Below are 16,719 nucleotides of genomic sequence, written 5' to 3'. Positions count from 1 at the left end.
CGAGGGACATGTGGACACGCCACGCTCGGCACGTGCCGCCCCCTCCAGGGTCAAGGATCCGAGGACCATCTGCCGCCGGGACTGGAAACGATCTCGGTCGCACGGTGGTAACGGCCGGCCCCGTCCCGTGATCGAGTAGCGGCTCCCGCCGCGCCCGGGCCACGATGGAAGCTGATCGACTCGTCGGGGGCCGCGTGCAGGGAGGCACCCGTGGCGCACACGTACGGGACCGACGTGGTGATCGCGGGCGCGGGCCCGGTGGGGCTCACCGCAGCGGCGGAACTGCGCAGGCGCGGGGTGCGCTGCCGCATCGTCGACCGGCTTCCGGTGCGGCTCCCCTTTGCCAAGGCGGTGGGGATCCAGCCGCGCACCCTGGAAATCTGGGACCGCATGGGGCTTGCTCGCACGGCCCTGGACGCGGCCGTGCCGATGCGGGGGCAGCTGACGTACGTCAACGGCGTCGAGCAGCCCCGCGTCGAACTCGTCCTGCCGCCCGAGGTGCCGTACGGCTTCGCGGCGCTGCCGCAGTACGAAACGGAGCGCATCCTCACCGAGTTCCTCGCCCGGTACGGGACCTGGATCGAACGGAGCACGGAACTGGTGTCGTTCAGCCAGGACGCCGAGGGGGTGACGGTCGGGCTGCGGTCGGCCGACGGCACCGAGGAGGAGGTCCGTACCCGCTACCTGGTGGGCTGCGACGGCGCGCACAGTCTCGTCCGCAAGAGGCTCGGTCTGACCTTCGAAGGCAGCGCGTTTCCGGAGGAGTACATGCTCGCCGATGTGCAGGTCGACTGGGACCTGCCGGAAGGCTACGGCGTACGCGCCACGCACCGGGACACCGACGGCGCGGTGGACGACCTGCTGGTGTGCATCCCCCTGCCCGGCCGGGGCCGGTACCGGATGTCGATGCTGGTCCCGCCCGAGCTCTCCACGGAGCGGCAGGCCGGGTCGGCCGACGGTGTCGCGCACGGCATCGAAGGCGGCCAGGCCCCCGCACTCGGCGACATCCAGGCCGTCGTGGACCGGATGTCGCCGCGGCCGACGACCGCTTCGGCCATGCGCTGGTCCTCGGTGTTCCGTATCAGCCATCGCATCGTGGACCGGTACGGTGACGGCCGGGTCTTCGTCGCCGGGGACGCGGCGCACATCCACCCGCCGACGGGCGCGCAGGGGATGAACACCGGGATCCAGGACGCCTGGAACCTGGCCTGGAAGCTCGCCCTGGCCATCGAGGGCGCCGCCGGCCCCGGCCTGCTGGCGAGCTACGACGCCGAACGGCGGCCGGTCGGTGAGGAGGTCGTGGGCCGTACGGTCCGGCACGCCGCTCAGGGCATCGAGGCCGATCCGACCGACCCCCAGACGTTGCTGCTGCAGCTGGCGCAACTACTCGTTTCCTACCGGGGCAGCCCGATCGTGGACCCGCCCGACGACAGCCCCGGCCCCCAGCCGGGCGACCGGGCGCCGGACTGCGGCGGCCTCATGGGGACCATCGCCACCTATCCGCTGCGGCTGTACGACCTCCTGCGCGACCAAGGACATGTGCTGCTCCTGTACGGCGACGGTTTGGACGAACTCGCGCGGACCGCCCGGAAGTTCTCGGAAGGCCACGTCGACACCTACGTCATACGTCGCCCCGACGCACCCGCCCTTGCGTCCACCGCGCCGGTGTACCGCGACGCTCGCGGTGAGTTCGCCCGTCTCTACGATGTGGCGGATCAGCCCACGGCCTTCCTGATCCGTCCCGACGGACATATCGGCGCCCGCCTCTCCCCACCGACCGCGCCACCCCTGGCCACCCACCTCGCGCTCACCTTCGCCGCAGCCGCCCAGGGGTAGGACGCCCCGTCCTTCGCCGGTGCGCCCACCGAGGTCGGTGAACTGCCGCTCGGATCAGCCCATCAGCTGGGCGGCGAGAGTCGCTCCCAGTTCCCAGCACGCCTCGACATCGGTCCTGCCGGGCTCACCGGTCACCGTCACCGCCTCGGCCTTGCGCCGCCAGCCGAGGCCTGTCGTGATCGACTCGATGCCGCGCACCGCCCCCGTGACGTCGTTCCCGCCGTGCACGTAGTAGCCGAAGGGCCGACCGCGCGTCTCATCCAGGCAGGGGTAGTAGACCTGGTCGAAGAAGTGCTTGAGGGCGCCTGACATATAGCCGAGGTTCGCCGGTGTGCCGAGCAGATAGCCATCGGCGCCGAGCACGTCCGAGGCGGTGGCCGACAGTGCCGCCCTCCGCACGACCCGGACGTTCTCGATCTCCGGCGCCGTCGCACCGGAGACGACGGCTTCGAACATCGCCTGGCAGTTGGGCGAGGGCGTGTGATGCACGATCAGCAAAGTGGGCACACCCCGAACCCTGCCGCCACACCCCTTCGTGCCGCAAGCGGCGCCGGTTTGCGGCGGCCGCCAGGTCAGCCCGCTGTTACGTCGACGTAGTCGCCGGCGGCGTTGGTCGCTCCGGTCGTGCCGGTCCCGGCGAAGCTCCAGCGCCAATAGCCGTCCACGGAGGCGGTCGCGGTGGCCTTGAGAGCGCCTCCGGTACCGCTGGTCACCGTCGTCACGGTGTTGTAGGTAGTGGTGCCGGCCTTCCGGAACTGCAGCTTCGCCGACTGCCCCGCGTAGCCGCCGTAGGTGAGGTTGTCCCAGTTGGCGCGGCTCAGGGTGCCCTTGATGGTGATGACCTTGCCCGCGGTCACCGGCTCGGGGGAGGCATCGGCGGTGAGCTTGGCGGCACGCTTCATCAGGAAGGTGCTTGCGCTGTCCTTGTTGATGTAGTCGAAGTCGTTGGCGTCCACCGAGGTCCAGACGTGCCAAGTACCGGCGTTGGCGTTGATGAGGCCCGCATTGGGGTCGATCGTGATGCTGGCCGTGCAGGTGGAGTCGGTGACGCTTCCGGGAACAGGGGTGCAGGTCAGCGGAGTGTCGGAGCCGGGCCCCGCGGAGCCGTCAGGATTGTCGAACGAGCCGTGGTAGAGCCATCCGTAGGCTTCTTTGATCCCCGAGTTGTCCCTGGCGGTAATGCTGAGCGTGATCGTCTTCTTCGTGGTGGCGCCGACCACGACCGACTTGCCGTTGTTGACGAGGACCTGGACGACCTGGGTGTCCCCTTGGCCGGCGTCGGCGGTCGTAACGGCCAGGGCGGACAGGGCCAGCGCGCCCGACAGCGTGGCAACGGCAGAACGTATGAACATATGTCCTCGTAGAGAAGAGTTGTCCGCCCGAAAACAGGGCAGGAGTCGAAACTGAACGAATAGTAGTGATCCGCCGCTCTCTCAACTGCCGTTTCAGCCACTTGGCAGGAACAGGACGATTGAGCGCGTACGTCGATCACGCGTGTCAGCAACCGACTCGGACAGGTTCTGAGCGCGGACATGCAGGAACTGTGTACGTCGTACGTGTGCCTCGTAGGTGTACACCGATCACACGGTCGCTCCCGATCGGCCTCAGCGATCGGCGCTCGCGACGGCACCGGCACCCGTTGCCGCCATCCGTTGCCGCTGCTGGAGAGCCGTAAGGCAGAACTGCGCGAGCCCGGCGTCGGTGTCCAGGATGATGCGCTGCATCTCCGGCCACGGCGGGTGGAAGCTCTTGCCCCACTCGACGGTGAAGGCCAGGATCTTGCCCTTCTGGGGGTCGACGAGGTGGCGGGAGTACGCGTAGTCGTCGCTGGTTCCACTGGTCGGGTACAGATGGAAGGCGGACATCGGGGTGTAGGCGCGGCCGCGTACGCCCCGCAGTCCCGCGCAGAACTGCTCGGCGAGCACGGCGGCGGCGTCGGCGTCGCCCGGCGGGATGAACTCCGCGTAGGCCGGGTCGCCGGCCACTCCGCGCGTGCCGTCGAAGGCGCGGTTGAGGAAGTTCTTGGCCTCGTCGAGGGACTGGTTCTCGTCGTCGCCCCAGACGAAGAGCATGTCCTCGGAGTAGCTGTGCACGTCGACGAACCAGCGGGTCCGCGGGAACTCGTCCAGCAGCCAGCGGACGTTACGGGTCTCGGGCTCCGAGAAGGGGCTGGGGCCCTGGTACACCTCGACATCTCCCGGATCCGCCGAGACCCGGGGCCCGGCGGTCGGGTCGAAGGCGGTGGCGAAGTCGAAGAGGAAGTCGAAGTTGCGGTTGATGTCGACGCCGATGCGGGCGGGATCGCCGCCGGAGTTGGCCGGGTTGCGGTTCTTTCGCCACATCGGGTCGACGTTCTGGCTGTAGTTCCGGCCGTCCGGGTTGACCAGCGGGAAGACGACGAGATCCAGGTCGTCCAGGAGGCTCCGCACCTGGTCGGAGGTGAAGCTCGTACCGCCGTAGACGAGGCCCGTACCGCCGCTGTAGGCCTCCAGCAGGTCGGCGGCGAGGTGGATGAGGACCTCGCAGCTGCCCCACTCGCGGGCGTGCACACCCCCGATCAGTACGACGCAGTCGTTGGAACCGGCGGGGCCCGTGCCGATCCGCAGGGCATGGCCGCTGCGGCCTTCGAACGAGGAGTTGGGCAGGTCGATGATGTCGCATGCGGACGGGAACGCGGTGGCCAGGCTGGTCACGGCGGACTCGACCTCGACGGTGTTCAAGTACGTCATGGTGTCCCTCCTAGGCGTCCTTCACCTTGAGGGCCAGCCCGCGCGGGACCGCGTCCTCGGGGGCGAACCGGTCTCCCTCGCCGACCTCGGCCTGGCGGGCACGTCCGGTGGCCGCGGCGTCCTCGATCGTCGTGACGGACACGCCCTCGCGTTCGAGGGCGGCGGCCTGCTCGGGGGAGACGTAGGCGTCGATGCTGAAGCTGCCGTCGTCGCCCTCACGGGCGCGGCCCCCGACGTCGGGACGGGCCTCGCGCAGGAGAGTGCGCAGGGTTTCGGCGTCCTTGGCTGTGACGCGTACACGGAGAATCTCGTAACGAGAGGTGGACATGGCGGCCTTCTTCCGGGCGCCGTGGGCTCACATCAGCGACACCGGCGACGCCGATACTGACGTATAGATATGTCCGATGTGTACCTCGTATCCTCAGGGTGCGCTTCCGCCGTAGAACGAGTCAAGGGGCGCCTCGGGCATCCGGCTCAGCAGGCTGTCGAGGCCTGCGATCAGTTCTTGCTCGTCGTCGTACTCGGCCAGTCGCGGGACGAGTGCGCGCAGGCGCGGGTACTCGGCGGCGGGCAGCCGGTGCAGGCCCAGGCGCAGCATGAGGTCCGGCTCCTCGGGGTTGTCGACCACCTGGCGCTTGTCCACCAGGAGACAGCCGAGGTTCCACGCCACGAAGGCGCGGTAGATCGACAGCACGGTGGCGTCGTCGAAGCCGGCCCGGCCCAGCACGGCGAGGATGTGTTCCGTGAGCTGGAGCAGCGGTGCCGGGCGCCGGGCCACCGGCAGGCTGAGCGGGCGGGTGGCCACCACGGGCAGGATCTCGGGGTGGGCATGCACCACGAAGGCGAAGGCACGTGCGATCCGGCGCAGTTCGGCGCGCCAGAGCAGACCGGCGGATTCGGCGTCCCGGTCGGAGTGGATCTCCCCGGCCGAGGTGCGCAGCCGGTCGTTGACCTCGGCGAAGAAGGCCTCGACCAGGCCGTCGACCAGCGCCTCCTTGCCGGCGGTGTACCGGTAGATGGCCATCGGCTCCACGCCCAGGTCGGTGGCCAGCCGCCGCATGGTCAGCGCGGCCAGCCCGTCCCTGTCGACCAGGGCGACGGCCGCGGCGAGCACCAGCGGGCGACTCAGGCGCCCCCGTTTCTCCGGGCTGCCCCGCTCAACCATGTCCGTACTCCCGCGTAGGGATACAAAGTAAATATCATCGATAATTGTACTAAATATCCTGCCTCTGCTCGCCGGGCGTCCACGGACGCGCGGCTGAGGGTGTCGCTGTGCAAGGTCTTGTCGCTGCCCTCCTTACCTGCTCTTCTGTACGCCGGATGATCCGAAAGAGGATGGGAGCGGCGTGGAAGCGGTGGCTGGGCGGGTGGCGATACGCGGTACCGCTGAGGAGATTGCCGCGCTGTTGCGCGGGGGCGCCGACATGGAACGTCGGGTACCCGGGGCGGAGTGGAACGTCGGCGAGGCGGCGGCGCATCTGGCGCTGGCCAACGAGCTGATGGCCGACATCGCGGCGGGACGCGCACGCAGTTACGGGGACGGCACGCCGCAGAGCCTCGCCGCCGCCAATGAACAGGCGCTCGCCGAGTTCGCCGAGCGTGGGGCTGAGCCGTTGGCGGCGATGATCGTGGCGCAGGCCGATGCTTGCCTCAAGGCGTTGGAGGAAGGTGCCGCGGAGGGAGGTGTTGTCTCTCCGCTGGGCCCGATGAACCTGGATGTGCTGGGCTCGTACCTGCTCACGCACATGCTGGGCCACGGTTACGACCTCGCCCGCGCCCTGGGGCGTGCCCACATGATCGACCGTGCCCGGGTGAGGCTGACCCTGCCGTTCCTGATCACGGTCATGCCACGGGTGACCAACACCGCGCGGACGGCCGGGCTGACCGCCTGCTACTCGGTCCGCCTGTGGGGCGGTGGCCAATTCGGTGTGACGGTCAGCGATGGCGCGGTATCCGTCGACTCACAGCCGCCGGCGCGCCCGGACTGCACCATCCTCATCGAGCCGGTCACCTTCCTCCTGATGGCACTCGGCCGCCGCGACCAGTGGAGCGCCATCGCCCGGGGCCGGATCCTCGTCTGGGGGCGCAAGCCCTGGCTCGCTCCCCGCTTCCCGGCTCTCTTCACGGCGCCCTGAGCGCCCTTGCTAGCCGAGCATGCGGTCAAGGTTGAAGGCGGCGCTGATCAGGGCGAGGTGGGTGAATGCCTGGGGGAAGTTTCCGTGCTGTTCGCCGGTGTGGCCGATCTCTTCCGCGTACAGGCCGAGGTGGTTGGCGTAGGTGAGCATCTTCTCGAACGCGAGGCGGGCTTCGTCGAGTCGGCCCGCGCGGGTCAGTGCCTCGACGTACCAGAAGGAGCAGATCGAGAAGGTGCCTTCCTCGCCTTGGAGGCCGTCGGGGCTGGCTTGCGGGTCGTAGCGGTAGACCAGTGAGTCGGACACCAGGTCCTCACCCAGCGCGTCCAGTGTGGCGAGCCATTTCGGGTCGGTCGGGGAGATGAACTTCGCCAGCGGCATCATCAGCAGCGATGCGTCGAGGATGCCGCTGTCCTCGTACTGGACGAAGGCGTGCCGCTCGTCGGACCAGCCGTGGCGCATGATCCTGCGGTAGATGGTGTCCCGGGTGCTCCCCCAGCGCACCATGTCGGCGGGGAGGCCGCGGTGCCGGGCCAGTCGCATCGCGCGTTCGATCGCCACCCAGCACATCAGCCGTGAGTAGAGGAACGGCTTTCGTCCTCCGCGGGTCTCCCACACTCCCTCGTCGGGCTGGTCCCAGTGGTCGCAGACCCAGTCGACGAGCTCACTGATGCTGTCCCAGTGCGCGCTGGAGATGGGTTTGCCCCACTTGTCGTACAGGTAGAGGGAGTCGACGAGCGCCCCGTAGATGTCCAGTTGCAGCTGGCCGACGGCGGCGTTGCCGACGCGTACGGGTGCCGAGCACCGGTAGCCCTCCAGGTGGGGCAGTTCGCGTTCGGGCAGGTCACGGCTTCCGTCGATGCCGTACATGATCTGTAGGGCGCCGCTGGGTTGGGACGTCTCGGTCGCTGTGAGCCGGACGTGCTCGGACAGGAAGCCCATGAAGGCTTCCGCCTCGTCGGTGAACCCGAGTCTGAGCATCGCGTACACGCAGAACGCGGCGTCGCGGATCCACACGTAGCGGTAGTCCCAGTTGCGCTCGCCGCCGATCTGTTCGGGCAGGCTGGTGGTCGGTGCGGCGATGATGGCACCGGTCGGGGCGTAGGTGAGCAGCTTCAGGGTGAGGGCGGAGCGGTGCACCATCTCCCGCCAGCGGCCGCGGTAGCGCGACTGGGACAGCCACCGCCGCCAGTAGCAGACGGTCGCGTTGAACTGCCTTTCGGCCTCTGCCACGGCGCAGAAGCGGGGGGCCACGTCGCCGCCGACCCGGTCGATGGTGAAGACGGCGGACTCGCCCTCGTGCAGCTTGAACAGCGACCATACGTCCTGGCCCGAGACCTCGATGGGCACGGTGGATGTCAGCGCGAGCCGGAGCGAGGACGACGTGAAGACCGCCTGGCCGGCTTGCGCGTGCACGGTGTGCGGGGCGGCCCCGTACTCGAAGCGGGGGGCGACGCGCGCGCGGAAGGGCAGCGTTCCGCGGACGCACACCACGCGGCGGATCAGGCGGTGCCGGTCGGCCTCGCGTGAGTCGTCGACGACCGGCATGAAGTCCTGGATCTCGCCGACTCCGTCGTCCGCGAAGAAGCGGGTGATCAGCACATTGGTGTCGGGGAAGTAGAACTGCTTCGTGCGTGCCGGTACGTCGGCGGCGAGTTCGAACGATCCGCCTCGGTCGGCGTCGAGGATCGAGGCGAAGACGCTGGGTGCGTCGAAGCGTGGGCAGCAGTACCAGTCGATGGTGCCGTTCGTACCGACCAGGGCCGCGCTGCGCAGATCGCCGATCAGGCCGTGCTCGGCGATGGGCAGGTAGCGAAGTGTGTCGGCGCCCCAGGGCTCGCCGGGACTGCGGCGCGCCCCGTCCCTCGCTCCGGCCTCAGGAGTCATGTCAGCCACGTCGGCCTCCTTGAGCTGTCGCCCGAGCCGCCCCCTGTTCCACCACTCGACGTTACTCCGTACGAGTGGTGGATCCCCTGACACGGCCGTAGCGTCAATACAGTGACGATCGGGCCGACGATCGAGCGGCGTCGCAACGGCACGGAGCAGACATGCGCAGACACACAGCAAGAACGACGGTGGGGCTCTGCGCGGCTGCGTCGCTGACCGCGGTCATGGGAACGGCCTCCGCCGCCCCTCCCGGCGCGCAGGCCGTGAAACAGCAGCCCACCGCCTCCGTGCTCGTCGACTGCTTCTGGCATCCGGACGTACGCCCAGCCGACTTCATCCTCGCCTGCGGTGACGGCAACAGCCGCCTCGTCTCGCTGCACTGGTCGCAGTGGCTGCCGCACGCGGCGACGGCCGAGGGCGTCAACGTCGTGAACGACTGCGAGCCCTACTGCGCGGCGGGCAGGTTCCACCCGTACCCGGTCACCGTGCGGCTCGACCACCCGCAGCCCTGGAAGAAGCACCCGGCACTGCAGCACTACACCCGGATGACCCTGGTCTACACCGACGCCAGGCCTGAGGGATACGAGCACGTGGTCAGCTATCCCCTGTGGAACTGACCCCGCCGAGGGCCGTCGCGGCGCGTTGTGCCTGTGTCCAGCAGGAAAAGTCGCCCGGAGAGCAGGCGCAAAATGGGGTACGTGGATATACGGCGCGTGTCAGTGGACCGGCTCGTGGAGGAGCCGTCGGGCCGCGGTCTGGTGGCGATCCCGCTCGCGCTGATCGTCGTGATCACTGTGGTGGACATCCGCTCCCCCACCGACATCCATCTGGGCCCGTTGCTGGTCATCGCGCCCGCGCTCACCGCTTCTCTCGCCGGGGCGTCGCTGACAGCTCTGGTCGGGGTACTGACTGTGACCGCCCAGGTGGTCATCGCGGCGCTCCACGGCGGACTGACCACGGCCAACCACATCGCGCAGATCATCGCCTTGACCGTGCTCTCCGCACTGGTGGTGTTCGTCTGCCATGTACGGGAGCGGCGCGCTCGGGAGCTGAGCCGGGCCCGATCGGTGGCCGAGACGGCGCAGCGGGTTCTGCTGCGGCCTCCGCCCCGCCGGATCGGTCCGCTGCGCGTGGCCTGGCTGTATCTGGCCGCCGAGGACGAGACCCACATCGGGGGCGACCTGTTCGCGGTCGCCCGCGCCGCCCACTCCTCGACCCGGGTGATCATCGGCGATGTCCGGGGCAAGGGTCTGGCCTCCATCGGCGAGGCGTCTGTGGTGCTGGGTGCGTTCCGTGAGGGCTCCCATCGGTACGCCACCCTGCCGGCGCTCACGGCGGCCCTCGAGGTGAGCGTGTGCCGGGACCTGGACGAGGTGGCCGATACCGAGCACGATCCCGGCGAACACTTCATCACCGCGCTCGTACTCGACATCCCCGACCAGGGCCCGCAGGCCGAGATGATCAACTGCGGTCATCCCCCACCCCTGCTGCTGCACGATCATGAGGTCACGGTCCTGTACGCGCGCCACCCCGTACCCCCGCTGGGGATGTGCGCGCTGCCCGCCGCCAGCCACCGCCCCGACCCGTTCACCTTCGAAACCGGCGACATCCTGCTGCTCTACACCGATGGCGTCATCGAGGCCCGCTCACCCACGGGCGCCTTCTACCCACTGGCCGAGCGCGTCGCCTCCTTTCCCCCCTCCCATCCCGACACCCTGCTCCGCCACATCTACGACGACCTGCTCGCCCACGTCGGCGGCCAACCCGCCGACGACGCCGCGATCCTGGTCATCGAACGCACCACCTCCCACCATCTCCACCGACCGCACTTCACCCACCCCGTCGACGGCCACCACCGGCTGCGCTCCAGCGGATCGTCTTCACCCGTGGAACACTGACCGGCGCTCAGGGGGTCGGGATGCCACCCGGCCGGGCCGGACGGCCGAGCCGCACCGGGACACCCGGCGAGTACAGGACGCTCACCGGCTCACCGAGGGGCACGGGCACTCCGGCCGCCGCGAGGACGTTCTCCTCGCACGCGACCAGCCGCGCACGGTGCAGCGGCCAGCGCGGATGCTCGTTCGGCAGATACCCGGTGTCGCCGAAGAAGGTGTTGTGCATGCCCCACCGGGCGGTCAGGAAGTGCTCCAGCTCGGTGGGCTCCACCACCGGTTCGCCCCGCCGCACGACGATCCGGCTGTACGCGCCGCGCGGCCCGGGCCAACGCCGTGAGCTGGTGTAGGTGACGACGTCGTCGTCGGCACGGACGGCCATACGGGACCACAGATACGGAAGCCGGAAGACGGTCCGTCCCATCAGTACGGGCACGAGCCGGGCCGCGTCCATCGACCGGAACACCACGCCGCGCCGCCCGTGCGCGTCCACCGAGTACAGACGCACGTTCGTCTCCGGGAAGGTCCCCAGGTACGGCACTCCCGGCGAGCGGAGCCAGCCGACCCGGTGCATCCGGAAGGCGACCAGGCCGACATAGGTGACCCCGTCGACCACGTCCGGGACCGTCCCGCCCGGCAGGAGCCCCGCGACGCTGTCCGGGTCGACAGCCCAGTGGACGAAGGTGAGATCGAGCCACTGCTGGGTCAGCAACGGCCGCTTCAGCCCCGTGGGCGCGTCCGGGGTGACAGGCTCGGGTATCCGCGGTGTGGTCGGCACCGCGTCAGGATCCCAGACCGACGCCCGCCGGCCTCCGTCCGGGGCGCGAGCCTCATGGAGGTCCCTGTCGATACCCGTGGCGAGCCCGGAACGGCTCCTGTCAGCCGAACCGCTCCGTACGTGTTGCCCTCCGGTGCGCGCTGTGACGTAATCGGAGGACCCGCAGGGTGGATCTTGGCGGTGCAGGTGCCGCGCCAGAAGGAGCGGCTGGTATGGACGGGTATACGACCGGGGAAGACGAAGGGGTCGCCGCGGCGCCGGGAGGGCTGCTGGACCTGTTGAAGGTCGCGGCCGTGGTGCTCGACGGCGACGGACACATCGTGCTGTGGAGCCCGGAGGCCGAACAGCTGCTCGGATTCCGGGCGGAGGAGGCTCTGGACCACAGGGCCGACGACCTGCTGGTGTCGCCCGACCACCGTCAGCAGGCCCGCGACCTGTTCGCGCAGGTGCGGTCGGGAGCCCGATGGGCGGGAGTCTTTCCCCTCCAGCACAAGGACGGCACGGAACGCTCGGTGGAGTTCCGCACCATGCGGCTGCGCGCCCGGGACGGGCGGGCCCATCTGCTGGGCCTGGCGGCGGACGCCACGACCGTACGCCGTGTGGAGCGGGATCTGGCCCTGTCCCACAGCCTGGTCCATCAGACGCCGCTGGGCATCGCGGTCTTCGACAACGATCTGCGGTGGGTGAGCGTCAATCCGGCGCTGGAGCGGATCAACGGTCTGCCCGAGGAGGCGGTGCTGGGGCGCCGTGTCGGGGAGGTGCTGCCGCATCTGGACGTGGAGGCCATCGAGTCGCGGATGCGCCTCGTCCTGGCCAGCGGCAAACCCCTGCTGGACCAGCAGACCGCCGGCCGGACGGAGGCGGACACCGAGGAGCGTGCGTACTCGGAGTCGTACCACCGCATCGAGGACGCCGACGGCCGGGTGCTCGGGCTGGCCATGGCAGTCATCGACGTCTCCGAGCGGCAGCACGAGGCGGCCGAGGTCTCCGAGGCGCGTGAGCGGCTGTCCGTGATCGCGGACGCCGGTGTGCGGATCGGCACCACGCTGGATCTTCAGCAGACCGCGCGGGAACTGGCCGACGTGGCGGTACCGCAGCTGGCCGACCTGGCGGCCGTCGACGTACTGGAGGCGGTGGTCGCCCACGGCACCACCGCCGCGATCACCGGTGAGGCTCATGCCGAGTTCAGGGCACTGGCCGTGGCGGCCGGATACCTGACGGACGCCATTCACGCCGCGGACCCGGTCGGCGAACTGGCCACCTACAGCTCGACGCGGATCATCACCCAGTGTGTCCGGGAAGCCAGGCCGATCCTGGTCGATCGGGTGGACTCGGCCATGATGCGGCGCATCGCCCGGGACTCCCACGCGGCGCAGACCCTGCGGCTGGCAGGCGTCCACTCCTACCTGGCCGTCCCGCTCATGGCCCGGGGCGAAGTGCTCGGCACCCTCAGTCTCTACCGCACCATCAACTCCCGCTCGTTCGACGAACAGGACCGCATCCTCGCCTCGGAACTCGCCGCACGCGCGGCGATCTGCGTCGACAACGCCCGCCTCTACGGACGCGAACGCTCCGCGGCCCTGACCCTCCAGCGCAGCCTGTTGCCCCCTGCCCCCGTCGACCACGAAGGCCTCGACCTCGCCGCCCGATACCTTCCGGCCCTGAGCGAGGTCGGCGGGGACTGGTACGACGTACTGCCCCTGAGCCGGGGGCGCACCGGTCTGATCGTGGGTGACGTGATGGGCAAGGGTGTCCAAGCCGCCGCGATCATGGGGCAGTTGAGCACGGCCACCCGTGCTCTGGCCCGTCTCGATCCGCCTCCTGCCGAGCTGTTGGGCCACCTCGACGACATCGCGAGGTCGCTCGGTGACGCGATCGCCACGTGCGTCTACGCCGTGTGCGACCCTCGACACGGCAGCTGCGAGCTGTCCAGCGCCGGTCACCTCCCGCCCGTCATGATCCGCCCCGACGGCCGCGCGGACCTCCTCGACATCCCCGGCGGTGTGCCCCTCGGTGTCGGCGGCGTGGACTTCGGGACCATGGAGCAGGAGCTCCCCGCGGGTTCCCTGCTCGCCCTGTACACGGACGGGCTGGTCGAGAGCCGTACCGAGCCCATCGACACGGGGCTGGAGACCATGATGCGGCTGCTGCAGAGCACGCACTACTCCCTGGAGAGGACCAGCGACATGCTGCTCGGCGCACTGCGCCCCGAGCCCGACGACGACGTCGCCCTCCTGCTGGTGCGCACGCATACCTGAGGGGCCACCGGGGCCAGGGCCGACCTGACCTACTTCTCGCCCGCGACACCGGGCGGGGCGACCCCCAGCCCTGGTGGCATGTTGTACGGCGTCACCACCTGGATCGCCGACGGGAGGAACGGCCCTTCGTCCGGCAGGGCCTTGTGGGCGCGCATGATGGTCTGGCAGGCGCGGCGCATGTCCTGCCGCAGGTCGTGGTGGAGCACCGCGGACAGCCGCCCCTCCCTCAGCAGCCGGGTGTTGTCGTGGTCCAGGTCGTGCGCGACGAAGGCCAGGACCTCCCGGCCCAGCGCGTCGAAGGCGTCGATGGTCGCGGTGTTGCCCCCGCCGATGGAGTAGACGGCGTTGATCTCGGGATCGCGCTTGAGGGCTTCCAGGACGAGGTCGCGCTGGGTGGCGTCGAGTCCGTCGCTGTCGGTGACCTCGACCAGAGGGCGCGCGGGCCGAACAGTGCGCATGGCACTTCGGAAACCCATTTCGCGTTCCTCCTCGCCGCGGAAGGAGCCCCGGCTGATGGTGACGAGCACATGGCCGGGCCGGTCGCCGAGCCACTGCCGGACCAGGTACGCCGCCGTGGCTCCGGCGGCCCGGTTGTCGATGCCCACGTACGCCGCACGCGGGCTGCTGGGCAGGTCGGTGACGAGGGTGACGACCGGGATGCCGGCCGCCGTCAGCCGTCCGACCGCGGCGGTGACCTCGGGGACGTCGGGGGCCTTGAGGATCACTCCCTGCGAGCCCCGTCTGGCGATCTTGTCCAGGTCCTTCACCAGCTCCGGCACGGGGGCCGTCTCGCGGAAGTGGAAGCGTGAACGCACGACCGCCGGGTGCAGGGACGGCAGTTCGGCCTCCAGCGCGTCGCGCACCGCGGACGAGAACCGTTGCGGTGTCTGCATGACGATGTCGATCATGAAGGTACGGCCGCCGATGCGCACCTGGGCGCGCTGCCGGTCCAGGTCCTTGATCGCCTGGTGCACTTCCAGGACGGTGCTCTCGCGCACACCGCCGCGGCTGTTGAGGACCCGGTCGACCGTCGCCTCGCTCAAGCCGGCCTGACGGGCGATCTCCCGGATCGTATAGGGGTGTCCCATGGCTGTTCCGATGACTTTCCGGTGACTGTTCCCGAAGATCAATGAAGATCAATGATGGCTTTTTGATGGATCACTGCGGATTGAATGACGGGGCTCGGTTCACAAGACTGGCAGAAGGACAGGCACTTCGAAAGGACCCACCATGGCGCTCACAGCCCGCGGACCGCGGACTTGGCTGACCGAGGAGGACTGCCGTCTCGACGAGCTCCGCTCCCTGGTCGAGCAGGACACCGAGTCCCGCGACCACCCCTTCGCCGAGGCGGTCGAACAGGGCGTTCTCGTCTACGACAGCGATCGACTCCGGGCGGTGGCCGACCGCCGGGCGGTGCAGGCCGAGTTCGTGCACGCCCTCCTGGACGGGCCGGGCATCGTGGTCCTCAAGCGGGCGTTCCCGGACCTCGACGTCGTGGACCGGGCCACCGCCGCCTTCAACGCGCTGATCGAGGAGGAACGGGCCACCGGAGCCGCCCGAGGCGACCACTTCGCCAAGCCGGGCGCCAACGACCGGGTGTGGAGCGCGCTGGACAAGACCGCCCGCCGCGCCCCGGAGGTCTTCGCCGACTACTACGCCAACGACATGCTGGCTCTCGTCTCGGAGGCCTGGCTGGGCCCCGGCTACCAGGTCACCTCACAGATCAACGTGGTCAACCCCGGAGGTGCGGCACAGAGCGTGCACCGGGACTACCACCTCGGGTTCCTGTCCCAGGAACAGGCCGCCGCGTATCCGGCGCACGTCCACCGGCTCTCACCCGTACTGACCCTGCAGGGTGCGGTGGCGCACTGCGACATGCCAGTCGAGTCCGGCCCGACGCTCTATCTGCCGCACTCCCAGAAGTACGAGCCGGGCTATCTCGCCTGGCGGCGCCCGGAATTCGTCGACTACTTCGAGAAGCACCACATCCAGCTCCCCCTGGACAAGGGCGACGCGGTTTTCTTCAACCCCGCGCTCTTCCACGCGGCCGGCCACAACCGCTCGGCCGGCATCAAGCGCATGGCGAACCTGCTGCAGATCTCCTCCGCCTTCGGCCGCGCCATGGAGACGGTCGACAGGGACGCGATGGTCAACGCGCTCTTCCCCGTGCTGCTGCGCCGCAAGTCCGAGGGCGTCGACGAGGAATGGCTGCGCCGGGTGATCGCCGCGAGCGCCGAGGGCTACCCCTTCCCGACCAACCTGGACTTCGATCCGCCCGTCGACGGCTTGGCCCCGCCCTCGCAGGCCGACACGGTGTGGCGGGCGGTGGCAGAGGCGTGGAGCCCGGAGCGGCTCGCCCAGGAACTGACGGACGGCGCCCAGCGCCGCCGAAGCTGAGAGAGACGGCATCCCCACCATGAGACCACTGCTTGAGAACAAGGTCGTCCTCGTCAACGGCGGCAGCCAGGGCGTCGGCGCGGGCATCGTACGGGCGGCCGTACGAGAAGGAGCGCACGTCGTCTTCACGGGGCGCCGTACCGACGTGGGCGAGAAGCTCGCGGCGGAAACCGGCGCGCTGTTCGTACGAGCCGATCTCAGCGATCCAGCACAGGCGCGGGGCAGCGTGGAACAGGCCGTCGCCGCCCATGGGCGGATCGACTGCCTGGTCAACGCGGCCGGGCTGACCTCACGCGGCTCGCTCCTGGACACCACGCCGGAACTGTTCGACGCACACATCGCCATCAACCTGAAGGCCCCGTTCTTCGCGATGCAGGCAGCCGTACGGCATCTGCTGGACCGCGAGGCACCGGGCACCGTCGTCAACATCATCACCTCCTCCGCGCACGGCGGGCAGCCGTTCCTCGCTCCGTACGTCGCCGCCAAGGCCGGACTCGTGGGGCTGACCCGCAACGCCGCGCACGCGCACCGCTGGGACCGGATCCGCATCAACGGCCTCAACATCGGCTGGACGGACACCGAGGGCGAGGAAGCGACTCAGCGCGAGTTCCACGGCGCGGGCGACGACTGGCGGGAGCAAGCCGCGCGAAGCGTCCCCATGGGCAAGCTCGGCCAGGTCAACGAGATCGCCGACTTCGTGGTCTTCCTGCTCTCCGACCGCAGTGGTGTGGTCACCGGCTCGGTCATCGACTGGGACCAGAACGTCATCGGCGGACTCGACTGATGCCCCCGACCGGGCTTTAAGGAGCG

The 16,719-nt window shown here is 69.5% G+C and carries 15 protein-coding genes; 7 read left to right on the top strand and 8 right to left on the bottom strand.

Annotated elements, in window-relative coordinates:
• Positions 1 to 210 precede the first annotated feature (210 nt).
• Positions 211 to 1,836 carry an FAD-dependent monooxygenase gene (locus AB5J50_RS48350; RefSeq protein ID WP_369264883.1) on the top strand — a complete coding sequence of 542 codons (1,626 nt, stop codon included), beginning with the start codon at positions 211 to 213 and terminating at the stop codon, positions 1,834 to 1,836.
• A gap of 54 nt (positions 1,837 to 1,890) precedes the next feature.
• On the opposite strand, the gene AB5J50_RS48345 is transcribed toward AB5J50_RS48350, so the two are convergent.
• The 5 genes from AB5J50_RS48345 to AB5J50_RS48325 all read right to left on the bottom strand — a co-directional run bounded on the left by AB5J50_RS48345 (position 1,891) and on the right by AB5J50_RS48325 (position 5,730).
• Positions 1,891 to 2,343: a flavodoxin family protein gene (locus AB5J50_RS48345; RefSeq protein WP_327434339.1), complete on the bottom strand. Its 453-nt coding sequence runs from the start codon at positions 2,341 to 2,343 to the stop codon at positions 1,891 to 1,893.
• Between the two features lie 65 nt (positions 2,344 to 2,408).
• Positions 2,409 to 3,188, bottom strand: coding sequence for a calcium-binding protein (locus tag AB5J50_RS48340; protein WP_369264882.1), 780 nt, complete (start codon positions 3,186 to 3,188; stop codon positions 2,409 to 2,411).
• A gap of 252 nt (positions 3,189 to 3,440) precedes the next feature.
• Positions 3,441 to 4,565, bottom strand: a complete 1,125-nt coding sequence (locus tag AB5J50_RS48335) for a M14 family metallopeptidase (RefSeq protein WP_369264881.1) — start codon at positions 4,563 to 4,565, stop codon at positions 3,441 to 3,443.
• A 10-nt stretch (positions 4,566 to 4,575) separates the two neighbouring features.
• Complete coding sequence (locus AB5J50_RS48330) at positions 4,576 to 4,893, bottom strand: hypothetical protein (protein ID WP_369264880.1); 318 nt, start codon at positions 4,891 to 4,893, stop codon at positions 4,576 to 4,578.
• Positions 4,894 to 4,986: 93 nt separating this feature from the next.
• Positions 4,987 to 5,730, bottom strand: coding sequence for a TetR/AcrR family transcriptional regulator (locus AB5J50_RS48325; RefSeq protein ID WP_369264879.1), 744 nt, complete (start codon positions 5,728 to 5,730; stop codon positions 4,987 to 4,989).
• Between the two features lie 181 nt (positions 5,731 to 5,911).
• On the opposite strand from AB5J50_RS48325, the gene AB5J50_RS48320 reads away from it, so the two are divergent.
• Positions 5,912 to 6,700: a maleylpyruvate isomerase family mycothiol-dependent enzyme gene (locus AB5J50_RS48320; RefSeq protein WP_369264878.1), complete on the top strand. Its 789-nt coding sequence runs from the start codon at positions 5,912 to 5,914 to the stop codon at positions 6,698 to 6,700.
• A 9-nt stretch (positions 6,701 to 6,709) separates the two neighbouring features.
• Here AB5J50_RS48320 and AB5J50_RS48315 read toward each other — a convergent pair whose 3' ends face one another.
• Positions 6,710 to 8,584, bottom strand: a complete 1,875-nt coding sequence (locus tag AB5J50_RS48315) for a glycoside hydrolase family 15 protein (protein ID WP_369265720.1) — start codon at positions 8,582 to 8,584, stop codon at positions 6,710 to 6,712.
• Positions 8,585 to 8,745: 161 nt separating this feature from the next.
• On the opposite strand from AB5J50_RS48315, the gene AB5J50_RS48310 reads away from it, so the two are divergent.
• A complete protein-coding gene (locus tag AB5J50_RS48310) occupies positions 8,746 to 9,201 on the top strand; it encodes a hypothetical protein (protein WP_369264877.1) in 456 nt (151 codons plus the stop codon).
• Positions 9,202 to 9,273: 72 nt separating this feature from the next.
• Positions 9,274 to 10,482 (top strand): PP2C family protein-serine/threonine phosphatase, encoded by a 1,209-nt coding sequence (locus AB5J50_RS48305; protein WP_369264876.1) that lies wholly within the window; start codon positions 9,274 to 9,276, stop codon positions 10,480 to 10,482.
• Between the two features lie 7 nt (positions 10,483 to 10,489).
• Here AB5J50_RS48305 and AB5J50_RS48300 read toward each other — a convergent pair whose 3' ends face one another.
• Positions 10,490 to 11,254: a YqjF family protein gene (locus AB5J50_RS48300; RefSeq protein WP_369264875.1), complete on the bottom strand. Its 765-nt coding sequence runs from the start codon at positions 11,252 to 11,254 to the stop codon at positions 10,490 to 10,492.
• 212 nt (positions 11,255 to 11,466) lie between these two features.
• Between AB5J50_RS48300 and AB5J50_RS48295 the strand changes: the two genes are divergently transcribed.
• Positions 11,467 to 13,512, top strand: a complete 2,046-nt coding sequence (locus AB5J50_RS48295) for a SpoIIE family protein phosphatase (RefSeq protein WP_369264874.1) — start codon at positions 11,467 to 11,469, stop codon at positions 13,510 to 13,512.
• A 29-nt stretch (positions 13,513 to 13,541) separates the two neighbouring features.
• On the opposite strand, the gene AB5J50_RS48290 is transcribed toward AB5J50_RS48295, so the two are convergent.
• Entirely contained in the window at positions 13,542 to 14,600 is a 1,059-nt protein-coding gene (locus AB5J50_RS48290) for a LacI family DNA-binding transcriptional regulator (RefSeq protein ID WP_369264873.1), read from the bottom strand.
• 142 nt (positions 14,601 to 14,742) lie between these two features.
• Here AB5J50_RS48290 and AB5J50_RS48285 point away from each other — a divergent pair, with 142 nt between their 5' ends.
• Positions 14,743 to 15,909 carry a phytanoyl-CoA dioxygenase family protein gene (locus tag AB5J50_RS48285; RefSeq protein ID WP_369264872.1) on the top strand — a complete coding sequence of 389 codons (1,167 nt, stop codon included), beginning with the start codon at positions 14,743 to 14,745 and terminating at the stop codon, positions 15,907 to 15,909.
• A 19-nt stretch (positions 15,910 to 15,928) separates the two neighbouring features.
• Positions 15,929 to 16,693, top strand: coding sequence for an SDR family oxidoreductase (locus AB5J50_RS48280; protein WP_369264871.1), 765 nt, complete (start codon positions 15,929 to 15,931; stop codon positions 16,691 to 16,693).
• The last annotated feature ends 26 nt before the right edge of the window (positions 16,694 to 16,719 follow it).

Source organism: Streptomyces sp. R35, from assembly GCF_041053035.1.
In the GTDB taxonomy this organism is placed as follows: domain Bacteria; phylum Actinomycetota; class Actinomycetes; order Streptomycetales; family Streptomycetaceae; genus Streptomyces; species Streptomyces lutosisoli.
The sequence above is the reverse complement of the archived record's forward strand: the minus strand, read 5'-3'. Positions and strand labels throughout refer to the sequence as shown.

Excerpts from the sequence above, each read along its gene's own strand:
- AB5J50_RS48285 (WP_369264872.1), top strand. The coding sequence starts at position 14,743 with ATGGCGCTCACAGCCCGCGGACCGCGGACTTGGCTGACCGAGGAGGAC.
- AB5J50_RS48310 (WP_369264877.1), top strand. The coding sequence starts at position 8,746 with ATGCGCAGACACACAGCAAGAACGACGGTGGGGCTCTGCGCGGCTGCG.
- AB5J50_RS48340 (WP_369264882.1), bottom strand. The coding sequence starts at position 3,188 with ATGTTCATACGTTCTGCCGTTGCCACGCTGTCGGGCGCGCTGGCCCTG.
- AB5J50_RS48295 (WP_369264874.1), top strand. The coding sequence starts at position 11,467 with ATGGACGGGTATACGACCGGGGAAGACGAAGGGGTCGCCGCGGCGCCG.
- AB5J50_RS48335 (WP_369264881.1), bottom strand. The coding sequence starts at position 4,565 with ATGACGTACTTGAACACCGTCGAGGTCGAGTCCGCCGTGACCAGCCTG.
- AB5J50_RS48325 (WP_369264879.1), bottom strand. The coding sequence starts at position 5,730 with ATGGTTGAGCGGGGCAGCCCGGAGAAACGGGGGCGCCTGAGTCGCCCG.
- AB5J50_RS48290 (WP_369264873.1), bottom strand. The coding sequence starts at position 14,600 with ATGGGACACCCCTATACGATCCGGGAGATCGCCCGTCAGGCCGGCTTG.
- AB5J50_RS48315 (WP_369265720.1), bottom strand. The coding sequence starts at position 8,584 with ATGACTCCTGAGGCCGGAGCGAGGGACGGGGCGCGCCGCAGTCCCGGC.
- AB5J50_RS48280 (WP_369264871.1), top strand. The coding sequence starts at position 15,929 with ATGAGACCACTGCTTGAGAACAAGGTCGTCCTCGTCAACGGCGGCAGC.
- AB5J50_RS48305 (WP_369264876.1), top strand. The coding sequence starts at position 9,274 with ATGGGGTACGTGGATATACGGCGCGTGTCAGTGGACCGGCTCGTGGAG.
- AB5J50_RS48330 (WP_369264880.1), bottom strand. The coding sequence starts at position 4,893 with ATGTCCACCTCTCGTTACGAGATTCTCCGTGTACGCGTCACAGCCAAG.